Source organism: Celeribacter marinus (assembly GCF_001308265.1).
Lineage (GTDB): Bacteria > Pseudomonadota > Alphaproteobacteria > Rhodobacterales > Rhodobacteraceae > Celeribacter > Celeribacter marinus.
Genome location: NZ_CP012023.1, coordinates 1,104,727 through 1,124,719 on the forward strand (window position 1 = coordinate 1,104,727; position 19,993 = coordinate 1,124,719).

Below are 19,993 nucleotides of genomic sequence, written 5' to 3' on the forward strand. Positions count from 1 at the left end.
GCTAGTGAACGCTCACAGGCGCATAATCGTGCTCACGCGCCAGCGCGAAGGCCAGAGGCTTATTGGCCACAAGCGCAAGGCGTTGACCATCCGCGTCATGGACCGAGAACAAGTGTTCAAGCCCGTCCACGTGTTCGCGGACATCATCGGGCAACTCGCTAACGGCAACTTCGCGCACATAAACGATTTTTCCGCCATCTCCAAAGATGTTGGGATAGGATGTTTTCATGGTTTACCCCTTTTTGATCTCAATGGTTTGGACAACGCTTTCTGGCTCGCACCGCGTCAAATCGACATGCAACAAGCCGTTCTCCATGTGCGCACCGGCAACATCGACACCGTCAGCCAGCACAAACGAGCGTTGAAATTGTCGCGCAGCAATGCCGCGATGAAGGAACACGCGCGCATCAGCTTCGTCACTTTGGCGTCCGCGCACCATCAGTTGACGGTCCTCGACCGTAATCGCAAGATCTTCCTCGGCAAAGCCCGCCACCGCGAGCGTGATACGAAACGCATTATCGGTTGTTTGTTCGATATTATAGGGAGGGTAGCCCCCTGTATCCGCTTTGGCTGTGCGTTCAACAAGCCGCTCGAGCTGATCAAATCCCAGTAAAAACGGATGAGTGGCAAAGGTCACTTTGGTCATAAACACGCCCTTTCTCTAGAAGCGACAGTGCAGCATTCGGCCCCGCATTCGGCGACCGTCTCCCCAACAATATGGGAAGCTTTGCAGGTGCTTCAAGAGAGATATGTCCTGATCGCTTGTAAAGCTTTGAGATTTAGGGATTCGGGACTATATTCGCACCTCAAAGAATAATGCGCCAAGAAAGCCGAACATGAACATGTCCTCCCGAATGGAACACATCGAAGTCCTACGTGTAGAGATGGAGGTGCTCAAACGCGAACACCGCGATCTCGATGAGGCGATCCATGCCATGCAAACACAGGGCCATTTGGATGCTCTTCGGCTGCAACGCCTCAAAAAACACAAACTGGCGCTCAAAGACCAGATTGCAGCGCTCTATGATCGCATCAACCCCGACATCATTGCATAAGCGATTACCACTTCGGTTGGCGTTGCCACCATCCCGCAAGCCGTTATAGTGCACTCTCTTTCAGGCCTAGCGGGGATAACACAGTGAGCGTCAAAGTCGGCATCATCATGGGCAGCCAATCTGATTGGCCAACCATGAAAAAAGCAGCGGATATTCTCGATGAATTGGGTGTGGCGTATGAGACAAAAATTGTCTCCGCCCATCGCACACCAGACCGTCTATGGACCTACGGCAAAGAGGCCACAGGGCGCGGGCTTAAGGTGATCATTGCAGGCGCAGGTGGCGCGGCACATTTACCCGGAATGATGGCGTCGAAAACGCGCGTTCCCGTTGTGGGCGTCCCAATCCAAACCCGCGCGCTGTCTGGCGTAGACAGCCTATATTCCATCGTCCAGATGCCCAAGGGGTTTCCCGTGGCGACAATGGCGATCGGTGAGGCGGGTGCCGCCAATGCGGGTCTGATGGCCGCGGGCATTCTCGCCACATTCGATGACGCGCTCGGCGAGCGCCTTGACGCATGGCGCGCGGCTCTTGCTGCCTCCATCCCTGACGCCCCCGTAGACGAGTAATCCCCATGACAAATGTACTTCCCACAGGAGCGACCATTGGCATTTTGGGCGGCGGACAGCTTGGCCGTATGCTGTCCGTAGCGGCCTCCCGCCTTGGATTTAAAACCTGCATCTTTGAACCCAATGGTGATTGTCCGGCGAGCCATGTGGCGAACTACCATTTCAAGGCGTCATATGACGATGAGGCTGCCCTCAAGTCCTTTGCGGCCGCTGTTGACGTTGTCACCTATGAATTCGAGAACGTGCCTACGTCGGCACTTGATCTCATTGAATCCATCGTCCCTATTCGCCCCAATCGCCGCACCCTCGCGGTGTCGCAAGACCGGATGTCGGAAAAGGCGTTTTTGTCTGAATTGGGCCTGATGGTCGCCCCTTATGGCGCAGTCGAAGACGCCGAAAGCCTCGCTGCGGCGATTGCTCAGGTCGGCACACCTGCCATCTTGAAAACCCGCCGCTTTGGCTATGATGGGAAGGGGCAATCCCGCCTCATGTCCCCAAACGATGCCACACAAGCACTTGCGGATATGGCGGGTGCGGATGCCGTTCTTGAGGGATTTGTGGACTTTAGCCATGAGATTTCCGTAATTGCCGCGCGCGGACAGGCGGGTGACATTTCGTGCTATGATCCTGGTGAGAACGTGCACCTGAACGGGATTTTACACACGACGACTGTTCCGGCCCGCCTGACCCCTGCGCAGCGCACGGATGCGGTTCTTATCGCCGCTAAAATCCTCAACGCACTCGATTATGTTGGCGTCATGGGCGTGGAGTTGTTCGTCACCAAAGAGGGGTTGATCGTCAACGAGATTGCACCGCGCGTGCATAATTCAGGTCACTGGACCCAGAACGGCTGTACCATCGACCAGTTCGAACAACATATTCGCGCCGTTGTCGGCTGGCCTCTTGGGGATGGAACGCGCCACTCGAATGTCGAGATGCTCAATCTGATCGGCGATGACGTGGATCGCATCGCAGACTTTGCAAAAGGCGGCTCTGCTGGCATCCACCTCTACGGAAAAGCCGATGTAAAAGCAGGGCGCAAAATGGGCCATATCAACACGATTACTGGCGCAGCCTGACAGGGATCCAATGGCAAGCTCCCCTCGCCTCGCAGCGCGTGCATTATTGGTTCGTGACGATCGTCTTTTGTTGGTGAACGCCTACCCAAATCATCATTTGGGACTTTGGTGTGCACCGGGCGGCGGCGTGGAGCGCGGGCAATCTGTTCCTGATAATCTGATCCGTGAAGTTCATGAGGAGACAGGATTGGCCGTCACTGTCGGACCGCTTGCCCTGATAAACGAATTTCACGATCCCGATAGCGGGTTTCACCAAGTTGATTTGTTCTTTCGCTGTACGCTGGTATCGGGGGAGCTTGATGATGCATGGCGCGATGTTGCGCATGTGGTGTCACAACGCGGGTGGTTCACGCGCGACGATATGGACGCGATGACCGTCAAACCGTCAAGCTTGGCACAGGTCGCTTTTACCCACGTCGACACACCCTTTTATGACCCTCTTGAGATCATCCTGAAGTAAACGGGCCGATGCGCGTTAGAGACGCGTGTATAGCGTAACTGTTGCAGCAAGATCAGACATGAACGCCTCAACATCCCACGACAGTTCGCGCATTTCCTGTTCGGTCAACGTGTCGTGTTCTAGCGCGGATATGAGCGCATACATGAGGGACCAACGCTGCCAATTATAGGCGTTATCCTCATAAATGTCGGCTGTAGGCGCAGGCGGCAGATTTTGCTTTTGCGACCCGAAGGCAAGCCCGAAGGCACTTTGGTGAAACACCATCATCGTTTCGTTGAACGTTGAGGTATCAAGTCGCTGACTCGCACCGGTTTCCTTTCGCTCCATTTGCAACAGGCATGCCTCTTTGCCAATTTTTTGGACCAACATGCGTTGTCGCCCCGCGACATTGATCAAATGCGCCACGACAGGGTCGATCACCGCTCCCTCGTCCTCCGCTTTGCCTTGTAACGTGATCACAAGATAGTTGGACGCGGTCAGAAGTTCGGTGGAAATATCAGAGAACTTGAGGAGGTCATCCAAGCTGACAGCCCCCGGTTTTGTAAACTGCGTCACTTCCCGCTGCATTTTAAACCAGATCTTTTCGATAGAGGCGATATCGTCCAAAGCCTCCGCATTGGTCTCTTGTAAAAATCCGTCTGGGCCACCGCCCATTTTCAGCTCTCGCAAAGAATTTCCAAACAGGCTACGCGATGCGAGCAAAATTTGTTTGTTGTTTTGGACATCCACCTCATTGGCGATGAAACATGCCGCGCGGGCCATACGTTGGGTCAACATGCGCTGACGCCCCGCCAAATCGATCCGCACGCTCAATGCGGCCTCCGCATATGCCGTTGAAGCCAGAGCCGAAAATATGACGGCTACAATGAGTTTTGAAAGAGTTCGCATGCATTCCTCGAGCCATCGTCGTGATTGCAAGCTTTGTAGAATACGCGGACTAATAAAATATTACCCTGCGCAGGACAGACCTAAACGTCACGAAACATGGGTACTAAACGGAAAAGGGCCGCCCGTAGGCGACCCTTTAGACCTTAGAAGAGCGATGGTGTAACAGGTTTTCCGATTGGAAAATCTGTCTTACATCATGCCGCCCATTCCGCCCATGCCGCCCATGTCAGGCATGCCGCCTGCGCCGCCGTCTTTCGACGGTTTCTCGGCGACCATGGCTTCCGTTGTGATCAAAAGACCAGCGATGGAAGATGCATCTTCGAGAGCGGTGCGTGTTACTTTGGCAGGATCGATCACACCGAATGCGAACATGTCACCATATTCTTCGGTTTGAGCGTTAAAGCCAAAGGTCAAGTCAGCGGATTCGCGGATTTTGCCAGCAACAACAGCGCCGTCGACGCCGGCGTTTTCAGCAATCTGACGTAGTGGAGCCTCAAGAGCACGGCGCACGATAGCGATACCTGCGTTTTGATCAGCGTTTACGCCTGTCATGCCTTCGAGCACTTTGCCCGCTTGCACGAGAGCCACACCACCACCAACAACGATACCTTCTTGGACAGCGGCACGGGTTGCGTTCAAAGCGTCTTCTACGCGGTCTTTGCGCTCTTTCACTTCGATTTCGGTCATGCCACCAACACGGATCACGGCCACACCACCAGCGAGTTTTGCAACGCGCTCTTGGAGTTTTTCACGGTCGTAGTCGGATGTTGTTTCTTCGATCTGCTGACGGATTTGCGAAACGCGTGCTTCGATCTCTGCCTTTTCGCCATTGCCTTCGATGATCGTGGTTTCATCTTTGGAGATGGTGATTTTCTTAGCGGAACCAAGCATGTCCATCGTAACGGACTCAAGTTTCATGCCGAGATCTTCGGAGATCACCTGACCGCCGGTGAGGATCGCGATGTCTTGCAACATGGCTTTGCGGCGATCGCCGAAACCAGGAGCTTTAACAGCTGCGATTTTCAAGCCGCCGCGCAGTTTGTTCACAACGAGAGTCGCGAGCGCTTCGCCTTCAACATCTTCTGCGATGATGAGAAGCGGCTTTTGCGACTGGATGACCTGCTCGAGGAGCGGAACCATTGGCTGCAAGGAGGAGAGTTTTTTCTCGTGCAGCAAGATGATGCAGTCTTCGAGATCTGCGATCATTTTGTCAGGGTTGGTCACGAAGTATGGCGACAGGAAGCCACGGTCGAACTGCATGCCTTCGACCACGGTGGTCTCGGTTTCCATACCTTTGTTCTCTTCGACGGTGATGACGCCGTCGTTGCCGACTTTCTGCATCGCGTCTGCGATCTGACGACCGATCTCGGATTCGCCGTTGGCGGAGATGGTGCCGACCTGAGCCACTTCAGCGGAATCATTGACGGGACGTGCCGCGTCTTTGATCGCTTGCACGACTTTGGTGGTCGCGAGGTCGATACCGCGCTTGAGGTCCATCGGGTTCAGGCCAGCAGCAACCTGCTTGAGGCCTTCTTTGATGATAGCCTGAGCAAGAACGGTCGCGGTGGTGGTGCCGTCGCCGGCCTCATCATTGGTGCGCGAGGCCACTTCTTTGACCATCTGTGCGCCCATGTTCTCGAATTTATCTTCGAGATCAATCTCTTTGGCCACGGATACGCCGTCTTTGGTGATGCGTGGTGCGCCGAAAGATTTTTCGAGCACAACGTTGCGACCTTTAGGGCCGAGCGTCACTTTTACTGCGTCTGCGAGGATGTTAACGCCTTTGAGCATGCGGTTGCGTGCGTCGACGTCAAACTTGACTTCTTTAGCCATTGTTCACTCCTGAATTCAGGTAAATTTCTGTAGGAAAGAGATCGCTTAAGCGATGATACCGAGAATGTCGGACTCTTTCATGATGAGAAGCTCTTCGCCCTCAACGGTGATTTCTGTGCCGGACCATTTGCCAAACAAGACGCGGTCGCCTGCTTTTACGGCAGGTGCGATCAGCTCGCCGCTGTCTTTGCGTGCGCCCTCACCAACGGAGACAATCTCGCCTTCGGAGGGCTTTTCTTTGGCGCTATCTGGAATGATGAGGCCACCAGAGGTTTTTTCGTCGCCTTCGGTGCGGCGAACAACAACGCGGTCGTGAAGCGGTTTAAATGCCATCTTCGAGGATCCTTGCTCAAAGTTACTGTTTCGGTTCCGCCTATCTTGAGCGGATAAATGAGGCGTTAGCACTCAGCATGTGCGAGTGACAACATGGCATAGGTAGGCAGGCCACATGGGTGTGTCAACCACGAGAGGCGCAAATAGTTTTCCTACGCCGCCCCGCCCAATTCGGTCAGACCATAGACACCACGGTTGCCTGAACTGGAATCGCGAACAAACCACCCATAATGATCCATCCGCATAATGGTTGTGGCTTTCTCGATGCCTGTGGCCTTTGCCACGTCCGCGCCTTTGCTTGGGCCGTTCTGCGCCAAATACTCGCGGCATTTCTCCGCCGCTTGACGGTAGGCCGTTACCCGTGCGCCGCGCACGCCGCCAAGGTTAGGGTCACCCTCGCGCGCGTTAAACTCTTTGAGCAGGCTGTCTTTGCGGGCCTTTACCTTGCGGGCCTTGAACTCGGCGGGGTCGGCGTGGACCTGCACGGCGTGCACCGTTGGCCCCGCGCCCAGATCGACGGAGATGACCCCGAGGCCCAAACGTTTGGCAAGTCCCACGTTGGCCTTGAACGCTTTCCATCCGGCGCGCCCCGACCACCGCGGCACGGCGAGATAGACCTGATCGGTGATCCGTTGGCGCGCAACGCCTTGGTGCAGCAAGATCAGTGAAAACCCGAGCTTCAACTCGACAATCACCGGCGGCTCGTCACCACGCCGCCCCATAACATCCGCGTCTTTGATTTCCGCCTTTACCTCATAGCCAAGCCCCTCAAGAAAGGCTTTCACAGGCAGGTACAGGTCGCTCTCTTTGGGCTTTGTCGCATTCTTACTCATGCGGCCTTTTTAGCGCGGTTCACTCGTGCGGCATAGTGGGGCGTGACAAGCTATGCTGCACTGCCTATAAAGCGGGCAAAATTGCCACCTATTATGGGACTTCTTACATGACAACGCTCGTTTTCGGCCACAAATCCCCCGACACAGACTCCACAGGCTCCCCCGTCATCTGGGCATGGTACCTCAACGAGATCAAAGGCGAAAAGGCCGAGGCCGTATTCTTGGGCGAGCCCAACACCGAAGCGGCGTTTGTGTTGGAAAAATGGTCCTGCCCGAAACCACGTATCGTCACCGAATTTGACGCGGGCCAAAAGGTTGTCATCGTCGACACCAACAACCCCGCCGAATTGCCCGCCAACATCAACGACCTCGACATCACCGCGATCATCGACCACCACAAACTGGTCGGCGGCCTTGAAACTGCGGGTCCGATCGACATCACCATCCGTCCGCTCGCCTGCACCGCGACTATCATGGTCGATCTGATGGGCGATGATGCCGACAAGATGCCCGATTGGGTCAAGGGCATGGTTTTGTCGTGCATCCTGTCAGACACGCTTGAGTTCCGTTCGCCTACGACGACCGATGTGGACCGCGCATTGGCCGAAAAACTAGCCGGTGAGTTGAACCTCGACATGGCCGCCTATGCGTCCGAAATGTTCGAAGCCAAATCAGACGTTGCGGCCTTCTCCGATGCCGAGTTGATCCGCATGGACAGCAAAGAATACACGGTCGGCACGACCGCGCTTCGCGTCTCCGTTTTGGAAACCACCGCGCCCAAATTGATCCTTGACCGCAAAGACAGCTTGATGGCCGCTATGCCCGCCGTTGCGGCCGAAGACGGCGCAAACGAAGTGTTGTTGTTCGTGGTCGACATCCTCAAAGAGGAAGCCACATTGTTGGTCCCCAACGATACCGTCAAACAGATCGCGGAAGCCTCGTTCGGCTGTACCGTGACGGGCGACACGGTGGTTCTAGCTGGCGTCATGTCGCGCAAAAAACAGATCATGCCAAACCTGAAAGCCTAATGGACTTCGTGGTTTAGATAGAGTTCAAAGGGGTGCCGCAAGGTGCCCCTTTTGCGTTGGAGATCCCATGCTATTCAAATCCCCCGACTTTATGCGCGCGCTCAAACGTGGCGAAGAACCAGCCGTGGACGCTCTGATTGCGGCGGCGTTTGGCGGCAAAACCGAGGTCGGTCTAGTGGCCAACCTGCGCAAATCACGGGCCATCGCAGGCGAAATGGTGTTGCCGATGGACGGTGAGATTGTCGGTTATGCAGCACTGTCGCATATGATCTCGCCCAAAGGATGGATCGCACTATCGCCAATGGCCATTCACCCCGACCACCAAGGGCGCGGATTCGGGCGGCGTTTTGTCGGGATGATCGCGCAATGGGCTGAACTGTCGGGGCAAACGGTGGTGGTTGTGGGCGACCCTGCGTTCTACACCCGCTGCGGCTTCACTCCGATCGACGACGATTTCACCTCCACGAATGCCATCGATCGAACACTGATCGTCGGCCCTGCGAAAACAAAGATCAGGACGTTGACCTACCCAAAGGCGTTCGCCTAACCGCTTTTCTTTCACACGCCGGACCTTTACCTAAGAGACAAGCACAAAACGGAGCGCATTATGACACAGTTAATCCAGAACCTGACCGATATATCGCCGCGGTATGACGCGTTGTTTGTCGATCTGTGGGGCTGTGTACACAACGGCGTCACGGCCTACCCCGAGGCCGTCAAAGCATTACAATCCTACCGCAAGTCGGGTGGGATTGTGATTTTGGTCACCAACTCACCGCGCCCGTGGAAAGCCGTCTCAGAGCAATTGATCGGTTTTGGCGTGCCAACCGATGCCTATGACGCCATTGCTACGTCCGGCGATAGCGCGCGCGCCGCGATGTATCTGGGTGCCGTTGGATCAGACGTGTATTTTATCGGTGCTGCGGGAGAACAGGACGTCTTTCTAGCTCCGATGGACCTCGTTGCCGAAGACGCCGTGGCCATTAACACTGTGCCTTTGGAGCGCGCCGAGGGCATCGTCGTGACAGGCCCCGAGGACGCAATGGCGGACCCAGATGTGTACCGCGCCGATTTCCTGTACGCCAAGCAAAAGGGGCTAAAGCTGTTGTGCGCGAACCCCGATATCGTTGTGGATCGTGGGGAAACGCGCGAATACTGCGCCGGTGCCGTTGCCGCTCTTTACACCGAAATGGGCGGCCAAAGTCTATACTTTGGCAAACCTCATCCCCCGATTTACGATCTGGCCCGCCGTCGCCTCGCGCAAGTCGCACAAATCAGCGACGACAAAATCCTATGCATTGGCGATGGGATCGGCACCGATATTATGGGCGGGCTCGGCGAGGGCCTTGATACGCTGTTTATCACCGGTGGCTTGGCTGCGCACGAATTCGGGGACGACCCGCAATCCCCAGACCCAGAGCGGCTCAAGCATTGGTTGGCCGATCAAAACCTATCCCCAACGGTGGCGATTTCATTCTTGCGGTAATATTTTATTGTAGTAATAATTTTGCTCAAACACCACTTCTTAACAAATATTCTTGCGCGACATATTGTTTCGCGTTCGAATTCCGTATATGCTGCACCGCAACATGGACGAGGATTCGAACATTATGTTGGACAATATGCCCCGCGGAACAATCTGTATTGAAGACATCGAAATTGGTATGATGCGCTCCTTGCGCAAGGTGGTAACAGATCGTGATATCGAACTGTTTGCCGAGATCTCCACCGACCACAACCCCGTCCATCTCGACGATGATTACGCCCGTGACACTATTTTTGAGGGGCGCATCGCCCATGGCATGCTCACGGCGGGCCTCATTTCTGCGGTCATCGGCGAACAACTTCCCGGTCATGGCACAATCTATTTGGGCCAGACGTTGAAATTCATGGCTCCCGTACGGCCCGGCGATACTGTTTTGGCCGAAGTCACCGTGACAGACATCATCCACGCAAAACGCCGCGTTTCCCTTGAATGTCGCTGCACTGTGGGCGATACCGTTGTGCTGAAAGGCGAGGCCACCGTGCTTGCGCCAAGTGCTAAATTCGACTGATACGCGGGGCGCTCCCCCGCGAGGGGACCGCCATGAAAATCCATACCCATTGGACCGATATTCCCGATGACGCACGCGGCGCATCTGCCGCCATTGGTAACTTTGACGGTGTGCATCGCGGCCACCGTCATGTGATTGATCTCGCCCGTGATCACGGCCCTCTCGGCATTGTCACGTTCGAGCCGCACCCACGCGAATTCTTTGCCCCAGGTGCGCCGCCCTTTCGGTTGATGAATGCCAAGGCCAAGGCGAGCCGCTTGGCCAAACTTGGGGTCGACCACCTGTTTCAATTGCCGTTCGATACCGCGATGGTCGCAATGACCCCCGAAGAGTTTGCGCGCCAAGTGATTGTTGAGGGGCTTGGCCTCTCCCATGTCGTCGTCGGTGCTGATTTTTGTTTTGGCAAAGGGCGCATCGGCACGGCAACCGATCTCAAACAGTTCGGAGCGCAAATGGGATTTGGAGTGACCATTGCGGAGTTATTGGAAACCGAAACGGGTGTCTCCTCATCCTCTGCGATCCGCGTGGCACTGGCCGAAGGCCGCCCGCACGATGCGGCCGACATGCTAGGCCACTGGCACCGTATCGAGGGCATGGTGGCCCACGGCGACAAACGCGGCCGCGACCTTGGCTTTCCTACTGCCAACATGTCGATTGACGGGCTGCATGCGCCTAAATTCGGCGTCTATGCCGTTCTTGTAGATGTGCTGACAGGCCCGCACACAGGCAGCTATCAGGGGGCCGCGTCCCTTGGCGTCAAACCAACATTCGGCGCAAACACGCCGTGTCTTGAAAGCTTTTTGTTCGACTTTGACGGCGACCTCTATGACGAGACGCTATCGGTCGCTTTTGTCGATTTTTTGCGCCCCGAAGAAAAGTACTCCGATCTAGACGCTCTCATCACCCAGATGAATGCCGATTGCGACGAGGCGCGTAAAATCCTGAGCGCGCTCGCATGAGCAAGCGTCCGAATTTCTGGCAAGACGTGCCATTGGCGAAAATGAACGCCGAGGAATGGGAAGCGCTCTGTGATGGCTGTGGCAAATGCTGTCTCAACAAGATTGAGGATGCCGATACGGGCGAGGTGTTTTTGACCCGTGTTGCCTGTCGGTTGCTCGATGATCAATCATGCCTGTGTGGGCAATATGACATTCGCAAAAGCATCGTTCCAGAATGTATCGTGCTCAAACCGAGCACCATCGATAAACACGCCTATTGGATGCCGCAAACCTGCGCCTACCGCCTGTTGTATCAGGGCAAGCCCTTACCACATTGGCATCCGCTCCTCACCGGCGATCCGCAGACCGTGCATCAGGCCGGCGTTTCGGTACGCGGCATAACCGTCCCCGAATTTGAGGTGGACGAAGACGAGTGGGAAGACCACATTATCGAGGAACCCACAGGGGAGACCTAAATGTTCTTTGCCTCCGACAATACATCCGCAGCACATCCAAAAGTCATGGAAGCCCTTATGCTTGCGAATGACGGCTACACGCCCGCCTATGGTGCGGATCCGTTCACCGACATCTTGACCGAACGCGTGCGCGAGCTGTTCAACGCCCCTGACGCGCTAGTTTATCCCATGACATCTGGGACCGCGACCAACGCCGCACTATTGGCCGCCATGTCGCCGCCGTGGGGCGTGATCTATTGCCATGAGACCGCCCATATCGAAGTTGATGAACGCGGCGCAGCGACCTTTTACGCGGGCGGGGCAAAACTGCGCGCACTCCCGTCCCTTGATAGTCGCCTAAATGCCCAAACGTTGTCGCAAGCCATTGCAAAGGATCGCGCAGGCCACGACATCCACGCCATGCCGCCCGCCGCCGTTTCACTCACAAATTTGACGGAATACGGCGAGGCGTATACGCCCGCCCATATTGAGACACTTGTCGATTGTGCGCGCCTCCCGCTACACATGGATGGCGCACGGTTTGCCAATGCAATCGCGTCCACGGGTGCCACGCCATGGGAAATGACACGAGAAATGACAACGCTGTCGCTCGGCGGCACCAAAAACGGCGCAATGACGGCCGAACTGGCCATCTTGTTCGATCCAGATCTCAAAGACGCGTTTGAAAGCCACCGGATGCGGGGCGGCCATAACGTATCAAAGGCGCGGTTTATCTCGGCTCAGATGCTGGCATGGCTTGAGGATGATCTCTGGCTCGATCTTGCGACCCACGCCAACGCGATGGCCACACGTTTGGCTGACGGGCTTGAGGAACGCGGCGCAGAGATGGATTATACCGTGGACGGCAATATGGTATTTGCGCGGCTACCGCTTTCGCTGCATCGCCAAGCATGGAGCAAGGGAGCGGTCTATCATCCGTGGGACGCAATCGACGGGGTTGCACCAGACACGCCTGTCATGGCGCGTCTGGTCACAAGTTGGTCCACGTCAGCGGATGATGTGGATTCGCTCCTTGAGGCGTTAGAGTAACCGTTAGAGCGTGCCCAGATAGCGGTCGAGCTGTGCAAGGCGGTCTTGGCCCCAGAACCGCTCGTCTGTGTCTGTGACGATGTAGAACGGCGATCCGAACACACCCGAGGCAAAGGCATCGTCGGTGTTTTTAGGATATGTTTCTGCGCCCGCGAGCAATCCGGTTGTTGCTAACGCAGGATCAAATCCGCCCGCTTTTAGCGCCTGGGTGATCACGTCATCTTGCGCGATGTCACGGTTCTCTTCCCAAGTTGCCTTGAACAACGAGCCGATTAAGGCACAGATATCGCCCTCGCCAGTGGCGTCTTTTGCCTCTTGGGCCGCGATGATCGCATAGGCCGCAGGGGCAGCGTTCGTCGGCCAGAAATCAGGTTTCTCATGCATGGTCAGGCCAAGCTCGTCACGGATGCGGCGCAGCTCTTGCATGCGGTACACACTGCGCCCCACGGGACGATCGGCGGGCTTTGGCGCGCCAAGGCGATCGAACAACACCATGATATCAAACGGCTTGTAACGAATGGTTGCGCCGTGTTGTGCGGCGATCTGTTCCAGACGGTCACCCGCGAAGTAGGTGAAAACACTAAGCGGGGAAAAATAGTAGTCGATGTGGGCCATGATTTTAGCTCCTTATGAGTGCGTGGAGGTCAAGGTACGGCAAGCCCTAGAAACAAGAAAGGCGCGATGACCACCACCCGCAATAAAAGCGCCTGCGCTGTTATGAACAAGCGAAGGTAGATAGACGCTATGCGGTGAGAATGTTAGTTGAAGTAAGCGTCGCGAATCCGTGGCGGTATTGGCCAAACACACCTCGGGAAACGCTGCTCATGCCCACAACCTCCGAACCAAAACTCATTTCCGGTAACGCGAACCGCGCCCTTGCCTCCAATGTCGCCCGCCGACTGTCCATGCATCGCGGCATGTCCGTCGAGCTGTGCGATGCGCGGGTAGAACGGTTTAACGATGGCGAAATTTTCGTCGAGGTCTATGAGAACGTGCGCGGCGAGGACATGTTTATCATTCAACCCACGTCCAACCCCGCCAATGACAACTTGATGGAATTGCTAATCATTACGGACGCGCTACGCCGCTCATCCGCCGGTCGCATCACCGCTGTCATCCCCTATTTTGGCTATGCCCGCCAAGATCGCCGCATGAAAGCCCGCACACCGATCTCCGCCAAACTCGTGGCCAACATGATGGTTGAGGCCGGTATCGAGCGCGTGTTGACGATGGACCTGCATGCTACCCAGATCCAAGGGTTTTTCGACATCCCTGTCGACAACCTCTACGCCTCTCCTGTGTTCGCGCTCGACATCAAAGACCATTTCAAAGGGGTGATGGATGACATCATGGTCGTCTCTCCCGATGTCGGCGGCGTAGCACGTGCCCGCGAATTGGCCAAACGGATCGATGCGCCGCTGTCCATCGTGGACAAGCGCCGCGAGAAAGCCGGAGAAATCGCCGAGATGACCGTCATCGGTGACGTGGTTGGCAAAAAATGTATTATCGTGGACGACCTTATCGACACCGCAGGTACGCTATGCAAAGCCGCCGAACACCTAATGGAGGCCGGCGCGGCCGAAGTGCACGCCTATATTTCCCACGGCGTTCTGTCCGGTCCCGCCGTTGAGCGCGTCACGAATTCCAAACTCAAATCGCTCGTTATCACCGATAGTATTGAGGCGACACAGGCGGTCAAAGACTGCGCCAATATCCGCATTGTGCCGATGGCGCCACTGTTTGCACAGGCGATCATCAACACATGGAACGGCACATCAGTGTCGTCATTATTCGACAACAAGACCCTCGTGCCGCTCTACGAAGGCCTCTACAACGCTGACTGAGTTCAAATAAGAATGCCACTCTAACAAAGCGCGAGGGATAGCCCCTCGCGCTTTTGCTTTGACGCTCGGAAAAGGCGCTAAAGCGTCCAATCATCCTCATGACGCACGGCACCGATGGCCATCCAATCGGCACGGACCCGCGCCACACGCGTATCGCCCCATGTCCGAAAAATAATGACAAAACTATCATCGGTGATCATATCGGCGGAAATGTCGACGCGGTGATTGGAGGCTTGATCAATATCGAGCATCGACAGGCTAACAGTGACGGATGGCGCGTGCAAAAACGGCTCATCAAACTCAATGACACGCCGCATGTGGCGTGGACCCGTCCCCGTCCACATCTCACCATCATCTTGAAAATCAGAGAACAGCAGGATTGATCCCTGCTCAATTCCCAATTGATGCGTCTCAATACGTTTCATTCAGCAATGCCTCAACCTCAAGTTGCATCAATCATACAGCTAGTAAGGCGCTAATAACAAATACAAAAAGAAAAAGCCCGCGTGATTTACATCGCGGGCTTTTCCAATATCAGAGCGGGACCATTCTTAGCCGAGGTTGGAGTGGAACCCCATGTCGTCAGCAAGGTGCACGAGATCCGAGAGGAATTTCTCAGTCGCGTGATGCTCGTCGGGGTGGGCCTCCTCGTGAGTTTTCGTTGCCTGCGCAACCAACTCCAAGACCACCTCTTGAGACATTTCGCCCCGTGGAAGCGCCATTTCGGCCAGAACAGACACGCTGTCCGCGGCCACTTCGGCGAAACCGCCAATAACGACGAATTGCTCTTCGCCGTTTGCGCCTTTTACCGTGAGAACACCCGGGCGGATTGTCAGGATGGTGGCAGCGTGGCCCGCCATCGCAGTCAAATCACCCTCGGAACCTGGAATTTGCACCTCGGTCGCGGAGACAGAAGCAAGCTTCCGTTCCGGTGAAACGAGGTCGAATTGGATCGTATCAGCCATGGATGGCCTCCTTCAAAACGTTTTGCCCTACATTTCGGTCACAATACGTAAGCAAAACGTGCACTTCGTACTGCTGCGGCGCGCATTTCGGGACCGCCAAAAAAGATGGCCCCGAAACACGTGAGGTTGCGTTTAGGCAGCTTCAGCAGCCAGTTTTTCGGCTTTCGCGAGCACTTCGTCGATACCACCAACCATGTAGAACGCAGCTTCTGGAAGGTGATCGTACTCACCTGCCACAACAGCTTTGAACGACTGGATCGTATCTTCGAGTGGAACCTGCTTGCCGTCTGCGCCTGTGAACACTTTGGCCACGTCAAACGGCTGGGACAAGAAACGCTCGATTTTACGCGCGCGTGCCACGGCCAGTTTGTCTTCCTCGGACAGCTCGTCCATGCCAAGAATGGCAATGATGTCTTGCAGCGACTTGTAGCGCTGAAGCACCTGCTGAACATCGGTCGCAACTTTGTAGTGCTCTTCGCCAATGATCAGTGGATCAAGCAAACGCGAGGTGGAACCAAGTGGGTCCACAGCAGGATAGATGCCTTTTTCCGAGATCGAACGATCGAGAACGGTCGTCGCATCAAGGTGAGCAAACGATGTGGCCGGCGCAGGGTCGGTCAAGTCATCTGCGGGCACGTACACGGCCTGAACGGAGGTAATAGACCCGTTCTTGGTCGAGGAAATACGTTCCTGCATCGCGCCCATGTCGGTCGCGAGTGTTGGCTGATAGCCCACAGCGGATGGAATACGACCCAAGAGTGCGGACACCTCGGAACCAGCCTGTGTGAAACGGAAGATGTTGTCCACGAAGAACAAAACGTCAGAGCCCGTGTCATCGCGGAACTGCTCGGCGAGGGTCAGACCCGTCAAAGCAATACGCATACGTGCACCGGGAGGCTCGTTCATTTGGCCGTAAACCAGAGCAATTTTCGAATCCGTGAGGTTATCAGGAACGATAACGCCAGATTCGATCATCTCGTGGTAAAGGTCGTTACCTTCACGGGTCCGCTCACCAACACCTGCGAACACGGACACACCGGAGTGCACCTTTGCAATGTTGTTGATCAATTCCATGATGAGAACGGTTTTGCCAACGCCAGCACCGCCGAAGAGGCCAATTTTGCCGCCTTTGGTGTATGGGGCCAGAAGGTCGATAACCTTAATGCCGGTGACGAGGATCTCTGTTGCTGTCGACTGTTGGTCGAACGCAGGTGCATCGCCGTGAATCGGGCGGCGCGCCTCAGAAACAACCGGACCTTTTTCGTCAACAGGGTCGCCAGTCACGTTCATGATACGGCCGAGTGTCGCTGTGCCAACAGGCACAGAGATCTGCGAGTCCAAATCTGTCACAGCCTGACCACGAACGAGACCTTCGGTCGCGTCCATAGCGATGGTGCGAACAGTGTTCTCGCCGAGGTGTTGAGCGACCTCAAGAACAAGACGGTTGCCATTGTTGTCTGTTTCAAGGGCGTTGAGAATGGCGGGGAGGTCGCCGTCGAACTGAACGTCGACAACGGCGCCAATCACCTGCGTGATTTTGCCAGTAGCTTTTGCCATGTTTCGTTACTCCGATTCTTAGAGCGCTTCCGCGCCCGAGATGATTTCGATAAGCTCGTTGGTGATGACAGCCTGACGCGAACGGTTGTACTGAATGGTCAGTTTGTCGATCATATCGCCCGCGTTACGTGTCGCGTTGTCCATTGCGGACATGCGCGACCCTTGTTCGGAGGCACCGTTTTCCAAGAGAGCCGAGAAGATCTGTGTGGCCACGCCGCGCGGTAAAAGGTCGGCAAGGATGCCTTCCTCGGACGGTTCGTAGTCGTAGAGTGTGGAAGCCACATCTGCGCCTGCGTCCGTTTCATATGCGGCAGGGATGATCTGCTGTGCGGTCGGGATCTGGGATACGACATTGACGAACTTCGCGTAGAAGATCGTTGCAACATCGAACTCTTCGGCGTCGAAACGCGCAAGAATGTCTTTGGCGACCTCTTGAGCATTTGCGTAGCCGATGTTTTTGACCTCAGAGAAGTCAACGTGAGCCACCATTTTATCCCCGTGATCGCGCTTGAGCTGCTCACGGCCTTTTTTGCCAACAGTCAAAATCTTGACCGTCTTACCGTTTGCTTGCAGCTCGGCGATGCGCGTGCGGGCCAGTTTCACGATATTGGAGTTGAAACCACCACACAAACCACGTTCAGCCGTCATCACGACGAGCAGATGCACGTCGTCCTTGCCCGTCCCGGCGAGAAGCCGGGGCGCGCTATCGGAGCCACCAACCGAAGCGGAAAGCGCACCTAGAACCGCGTTAAAGCGTTCTGTGTAGGGGCGCGATGCCTCAGCCGCATCTTGGGCGCGGCGCAATTTTGCAGCCGCGACCATCTGCATGGCCTTCGTGATCTTGCGCGTGGATTTCACGCTCGCGATCCGGTTTTTAAGAACTTTGAGGTTGGGCATTGAAGCTTTCCTCTAATCTTACGCGAAAGTCTTGGCGAATGCGTCTAGAACCGCTTTGAGCTTGTCAGCTGCTTCGCCTTTGATCTTGGGATCGTCTTTGGTGATCCAAGCAAGAACATCAGCGTGCTGGTTGCGCAAGAAGTCGAGCAATTGAGCCTCGTAGCGACCAACATCTTTTACACCGACTTTGTCGAGGTAACCGTTGGTGCCCGCAAAGATCACGCAGACGATTTCAGCGTTGGACAGCGGCGAATACTGCGCTTGCTTCATCAACTCGGTCAAACGTGCGCCACGGTTCAGCAACTGCTGAGTGGACGCATCAAGATCGGAACCGAACTGAGCAAAAGCAGCCATCTCGCGGTACTGAGCGAGCGACAATTTCACCGGACCAGCAACCGAAGACATGGCTTTGGTTTGGGCGGAGGAGCCCACGCGCGACACCGAAAGACCTGTGTTCACAGCAGGACGGATACCCTGATAGAACAATTCGGTTTCGAGGAAGATCTGACCATCGGTGATCGAAATCACGTTTGTCGGAATAAACGCGGACACGTCGCCACCTTGCGTCTCAATGATCGGCAAAGCCGTCAAGGAACCGGAACCGTTGTCTTCGTTCAGCTTCGCGGAGCGCTCAAGAAGTCTCGAGTGAAGGTAGAACACGTCACCTGGGTAAGCTTCACGTCCTGGTGGGCGGCGCAAAAGAAGCGACATCTGACGATACGAAACGGCCTGTTTGGACAAGTCATCGTAAATGATCAAAGCGTGTTTGCCGTTGTCACGGTAGTACTCTGCCATTGCTGTCGCCGCATAAGGTGCGAGGAACTGCATCGGCGCAGGGTCGGATGCGGTTGCGGCCACAATCGTTGTGTACTCAATCGCGCCGGACTCCTCGAGCTTTTTCACAAGCTGAGCAACAGTGGAGCGCTTTTGGCCGATGGCCACGTAGATGCAATAGAGCTTCTTGGACTCATCATCGCCAGCGGCTTCGTTGTAGCCTTTCTGGTTGAGGATGGCGTCGAGCGCCACAGCCGTTTTACCGGTCTGACGGTCGCCAATGATCAGCTCACGCTGGCCACGTCCGATTGGGATCATCGCGTCAACGGATTTGAGGCCGGTTGCCATAGGCTCGTGAACAGATTTGCGTGGGATAATACCCGGCGCTTTGCTGTCCGCGATACGGCGTTCGGTGGCTTTAATCTCGCCTTTGCCGTCGATCGGGTTACCCAGACCGTCAACAACGCGACCCAAAAGCGCGTCACCTACGGGAACGTCCACAATGGAGTTCGTCCGTTTGACGGTGTCACCTTCTTTAATATCACGGTCAGAGCCGAAGATCACGATACCGACATTGTCGGTTTCGAGGTTCAGCGCCATTCCGCGGATACCACCGGGGAATTCGACCATCTCACCGGCCTGCACGTTATCAAGACCATACACACGCGCGATACCGTCACCGACGGAAAGAACGCGGCCAACCTCAGCAACTTCGGCATCTTTGCCAAAGTTCTTAATCTGGTCCTTAAGGATCGCAGAAATCTCTGCAGCTTGGATACCCATTTATCCGACCTCTTTCATTGCATTCTGGAGGGATGCGAGCTTGGAGGCGATCGACGTATCGATCATCTTTGAGCCCACTTTGACGACAAGACCACCGATGAGGGATTCATCAACAGTCGCATGAATGTTCACATCTTTTCCGAATTGAACCGAAAGCGATTTCGCCAGTTTATCTGACTGTGCTTTGGTCAATGCCTTTGCGGAAACGACATCCGCCGTAACCTCGCCGCGCTCTGCGGCGAGCAACTCTTTGAGTGTCTCAACCAAATGCGGCAAGACAAAGAGACGACGATTTTGCGCCATCATGGCCAACGTATTGGTCACGATTTTGGACAATTTTGCTTTTTTAGCGATTGCAGTGATCGAGCCTTCCAAATCGGCACGTGAAATCACGGGCGAGGAAACAAGATCACGGAAATCAGCGCTGTCTACGAGAGCCGAAGACAGGGACGACACGTCGTCCTCAAGCGCCTTTAGTGCTTTGCCATCTTTAGCCAATTCGAAAACGGCCGTTGCGTAGCGTGCGGCAATGCCGCGGGAGATCGAAGCTGGTTCGGACACGTCCACCCTTCCGATGTCTTTGGGCCGTTTCCCCACA

The 19,993-nt window shown here is 55.4% G+C and carries 25 protein-coding genes; 12 read left to right on the forward strand and 13 right to left on the reverse strand.

From position 1 onward, the window contains the following. Position 1: 1 nt before the first annotated feature. A complete protein-coding gene (locus IMCC12053_RS05350) occupies positions 2–229 on the reverse strand; it encodes a DUF1150 family protein (protein ID WP_062216440.1) in 228 nt (75 codons plus the stop codon). Positions 230–232: 3 nt separating this feature from the next. Continuing rightward, positions 233–646 (reverse strand): Hsp20 family protein, encoded by a 414-nt coding sequence (locus IMCC12053_RS05355; RefSeq protein WP_062216442.1) that lies wholly within the window; start codon positions 644–646, stop codon positions 233–235. A 190-nt stretch (positions 647–836) separates the two neighbouring features. Between IMCC12053_RS05355 and IMCC12053_RS05360 the strand changes: the two genes are divergently transcribed. The 4 genes from IMCC12053_RS05360 to IMCC12053_RS05375 all read left to right on the forward strand — a co-directional run bounded on the left by IMCC12053_RS05360 (position 837) and on the right by IMCC12053_RS05375 (position 3,163). Continuing rightward, entirely contained in the window at positions 837–1,055 is a 219-nt protein-coding gene (locus IMCC12053_RS05360) for a YdcH family protein (RefSeq protein WP_062216444.1), read from the forward strand. 83 nt (positions 1,056–1,138) lie between these two features. Next, the gene (gene purE / locus IMCC12053_RS05365; RefSeq protein ID WP_256209786.1) at positions 1,139–1,624 is read left to right on the forward strand and encodes a 5-(carboxyamino)imidazole ribonucleotide mutase; all 486 of its coding nucleotides are present in this window, start codon (positions 1,139–1,141) and stop codon (positions 1,622–1,624) included. 5 nt (positions 1,625–1,629) lie between these two features. After that, the gene (locus IMCC12053_RS05370; RefSeq protein WP_062216449.1) at positions 1,630–2,703 is read left to right on the forward strand and encodes a 5-(carboxyamino)imidazole ribonucleotide synthase; all 1,074 of its coding nucleotides are present in this window, start codon (positions 1,630–1,632) and stop codon (positions 2,701–2,703) included. A gap of 10 nt (positions 2,704–2,713) precedes the next feature. Continuing rightward, positions 2,714–3,163, forward strand: coding sequence for an NUDIX domain-containing protein (locus tag IMCC12053_RS05375; RefSeq protein ID WP_062216451.1), 450 nt, complete (start codon positions 2,714–2,716; stop codon positions 3,161–3,163). Between the two features lie 15 nt (positions 3,164–3,178). On the opposite strand, the gene IMCC12053_RS05380 is transcribed toward IMCC12053_RS05375, so the two are convergent. The 4 genes from IMCC12053_RS05380 to IMCC12053_RS05395 all read right to left on the reverse strand — a co-directional run bounded on the left by IMCC12053_RS05380 (position 3,179) and on the right by IMCC12053_RS05395 (position 7,050). Continuing rightward, positions 3,179–4,051 (reverse strand): type IV pili methyl-accepting chemotaxis transducer N-terminal domain-containing protein, encoded by an 873-nt coding sequence (locus tag IMCC12053_RS05380; RefSeq protein WP_062216453.1) that lies wholly within the window; start codon positions 4,049–4,051, stop codon positions 3,179–3,181. Between the two features lie 189 nt (positions 4,052–4,240). Then, positions 4,241–5,884 (reverse strand): chaperonin GroEL, encoded by a 1,644-nt coding sequence (gene groL / locus IMCC12053_RS05385; protein ID WP_062216455.1) that lies wholly within the window; start codon positions 5,882–5,884, stop codon positions 4,241–4,243. Between the two features lie 45 nt (positions 5,885–5,929). Continuing rightward, entirely contained in the window at positions 5,930–6,217 is a 288-nt protein-coding gene (locus IMCC12053_RS05390) for a co-chaperone GroES (RefSeq protein WP_062216458.1), read from the reverse strand. A 152-nt stretch (positions 6,218–6,369) separates the two neighbouring features. Next, positions 6,370–7,050 (reverse strand): DUF2161 domain-containing phosphodiesterase, encoded by a 681-nt coding sequence (locus IMCC12053_RS05395; protein ID WP_062216460.1) that lies wholly within the window; start codon positions 7,048–7,050, stop codon positions 6,370–6,372. Positions 7,051–7,157: 107 nt separating this feature from the next. Here IMCC12053_RS05395 and IMCC12053_RS05400 point away from each other — a divergent pair, with 107 nt between their 5' ends. From IMCC12053_RS05400 to IMCC12053_RS05430, 7 genes are all read left to right on the forward strand, one after another. Further along, a complete protein-coding gene (locus tag IMCC12053_RS05400) occupies positions 7,158–8,078 on the forward strand; it encodes a manganese-dependent inorganic pyrophosphatase (RefSeq protein WP_062216462.1) in 921 nt (306 codons plus the stop codon). Positions 8,079–8,145: 67 nt separating this feature from the next. After that, the gene (locus IMCC12053_RS05405; protein WP_062216465.1) at positions 8,146–8,625 is read left to right on the forward strand and encodes a GNAT family N-acetyltransferase; all 480 of its coding nucleotides are present in this window, start codon (positions 8,146–8,148) and stop codon (positions 8,623–8,625) included. Between the two features lie 60 nt (positions 8,626–8,685). After that, entirely contained in the window at positions 8,686–9,564 is an 879-nt protein-coding gene (locus IMCC12053_RS05410; protein ID WP_062216467.1) for a TIGR01459 family HAD-type hydrolase, read from the forward strand. A 124-nt stretch (positions 9,565–9,688) separates the two neighbouring features. Then, positions 9,689–10,132, forward strand: a complete 444-nt coding sequence (locus IMCC12053_RS05415) for a MaoC family dehydratase (RefSeq protein ID WP_062220934.1) — start codon at positions 9,689–9,691, stop codon at positions 10,130–10,132. Between the two features lie 32 nt (positions 10,133–10,164). Beyond that, on the forward strand, positions 10,165–11,091 hold the full coding sequence (locus tag IMCC12053_RS05420) for a bifunctional riboflavin kinase/FAD synthetase (RefSeq protein WP_062216468.1): 927 nt from the start codon (positions 10,165–10,167) through the stop codon (positions 11,089–11,091). Next, the gene (locus IMCC12053_RS05425) at positions 11,088–11,546 is read left to right on the forward strand and encodes a YcgN family cysteine cluster protein (RefSeq protein WP_062216470.1); all 459 of its coding nucleotides are present in this window, start codon (positions 11,088–11,090) and stop codon (positions 11,544–11,546) included. Before IMCC12053_RS05420 ends, IMCC12053_RS05425 begins: the two co-directional genes overlap by 4 nt. Further along, complete coding sequence (locus IMCC12053_RS05430; RefSeq protein WP_062216472.1) at positions 11,547–12,575, forward strand: threonine aldolase family protein; 1,029 nt, start codon at positions 11,547–11,549, stop codon at positions 12,573–12,575. Positions 12,576–12,578: 3 nt separating this feature from the next. On the opposite strand, the gene IMCC12053_RS05435 is transcribed toward IMCC12053_RS05430, so the two are convergent. After that, positions 12,579–13,190, reverse strand: coding sequence for a 2-hydroxychromene-2-carboxylate isomerase (locus IMCC12053_RS05435; protein WP_062216474.1), 612 nt, complete (start codon positions 13,188–13,190; stop codon positions 12,579–12,581). A gap of 209 nt (positions 13,191–13,399) precedes the next feature. Here IMCC12053_RS05435 and IMCC12053_RS05440 point away from each other — a divergent pair, with 209 nt between their 5' ends. Next, complete coding sequence (locus tag IMCC12053_RS05440) at positions 13,400–14,419, forward strand: ribose-phosphate pyrophosphokinase (protein WP_062216475.1); 1,020 nt, start codon at positions 13,400–13,402, stop codon at positions 14,417–14,419. A gap of 77 nt (positions 14,420–14,496) precedes the next feature. Here IMCC12053_RS05440 and IMCC12053_RS05445 read toward each other — a convergent pair whose 3' ends face one another. The 6 genes from IMCC12053_RS05445 to IMCC12053_RS05470 all read right to left on the reverse strand — a co-directional run bounded on the left by IMCC12053_RS05445 (position 14,497) and on the right by IMCC12053_RS05470 (position 19,956). Then, positions 14,497–14,844 (reverse strand): H-type lectin domain-containing protein, encoded by a 348-nt coding sequence (locus IMCC12053_RS05445; RefSeq protein ID WP_062216477.1) that lies wholly within the window; start codon positions 14,842–14,844, stop codon positions 14,497–14,499. 126 nt (positions 14,845–14,970) lie between these two features. Continuing rightward, positions 14,971–15,384 (reverse strand): F0F1 ATP synthase subunit epsilon, encoded by a 414-nt coding sequence (locus IMCC12053_RS05450; RefSeq protein ID WP_062216479.1) that lies wholly within the window; start codon positions 15,382–15,384, stop codon positions 14,971–14,973. Between the two features lie 132 nt (positions 15,385–15,516). Next, complete coding sequence (atpD, locus tag IMCC12053_RS05455) at positions 15,517–16,941, reverse strand: F0F1 ATP synthase subunit beta (RefSeq protein ID WP_062216481.1); 1,425 nt, start codon at positions 16,939–16,941, stop codon at positions 15,517–15,519. An 18-nt stretch (positions 16,942–16,959) separates the two neighbouring features. Continuing rightward, entirely contained in the window at positions 16,960–17,838 is an 879-nt protein-coding gene (locus tag IMCC12053_RS05460; protein ID WP_062216483.1) for a F0F1 ATP synthase subunit gamma, read from the reverse strand. A gap of 18 nt (positions 17,839–17,856) precedes the next feature. Next, positions 17,857–19,395, reverse strand: a complete 1,539-nt coding sequence (atpA, locus tag IMCC12053_RS05465) for a F0F1 ATP synthase subunit alpha (RefSeq protein WP_062216485.1) — start codon at positions 19,393–19,395, stop codon at positions 17,857–17,859. Continuing rightward, entirely contained in the window at positions 19,396–19,956 is a 561-nt protein-coding gene (locus IMCC12053_RS05470; protein WP_062220937.1) for a F0F1 ATP synthase subunit delta, read from the reverse strand. Positions 19,957–19,993 lie beyond the last annotated feature (37 nt).